Source organism: Mesorhizobium sp. M0626, from assembly GCF_040320665.1.
Taxonomy (GTDB): Bacteria; Pseudomonadota; Alphaproteobacteria; order Rhizobiales; family Rhizobiaceae; genus Mesorhizobium.
Genome location: NZ_JAMYQD010000060.1, coordinates 1 through 752, shown reverse-complemented (window position 1 = coordinate 752; position 752 = coordinate 1). Strand labels below are relative to the sequence as shown.

The following is a 752-nucleotide window of genomic DNA, read 5'->3' as shown; positions in this document are numbered from 1 at the left end:
GTCCAGCCGATAGATGGGTAACACTTTGAACCGGATACATAGGTGACACTTCTCTCCCCCTATGCGTCCGCCGCAGCGCCAAGCGGATTGGTTGGCGCGGCGCTGCGGCGGACAAGCTTCATGTGCCGTGTGTCGATGATGCCGAGCGGGTGGGCATGGAATGAGAGTGTCCATTGTCCGTCTTCGGTCTCCAACGCAGCGACCGGTTCGCCCGCCAGCGCTTGCGAGACATATATGAAGCCGCCATTCCATCGGATCTCGCCATTGTGGCGCACGCGGCGGACCGAGGCCTCGGCCGGATAGACGGGCTCGGGTGGTGTCCTGGGCATGGCGCGCTGTGAGGACCGGTAGTGCTGGGCGGGCGTATCCATGCCCAGCGCCTCATGGGGACGTTCCTCATTGTAGCTGTGGCGGAAGGTCTCGAAGGCCTGGCCCTGTGCCGTTCGGTCGGCTTCCGGTGCCTCGGCCATCGGCAGCATGGTCAGGTGAAAGCGCTCGTGACGTCCGTTCTGCTGTGGCCTGCCGGGTGCGATCCGCTCCAGGGTGATGCCGAGCTTGATGAAGCGCACGACAAGCGGCGTCAGCCCGGTGACGCCGGCCGATGCGAAGGGCGGGCCATTGTCGCTTCTGAAGCGATCCGGCAGGCCATGCTCTTCAAACAGCCGTTCGAACACCGGCCAGGCTTCGCTATCGGCCGTCGACCCCGTCGCTTCGAGCGCCAGAAGATAGCGGCTCGACGCATCCATCACCGT

The 752-nt window shown here is 64.5% G+C and carries 1 protein-coding gene; it reads right to left on the bottom strand.

Annotation, left to right across the window (positions count from 1 at the left end):
• Positions 1 to 59 precede the first annotated feature (59 nt).
• Positions 60 to 752: integrase core domain-containing protein (locus tag NKI37_RS31860; protein WP_352794666.1), on the bottom strand; the 693-nt coding region annotated here is incomplete at its 5' end.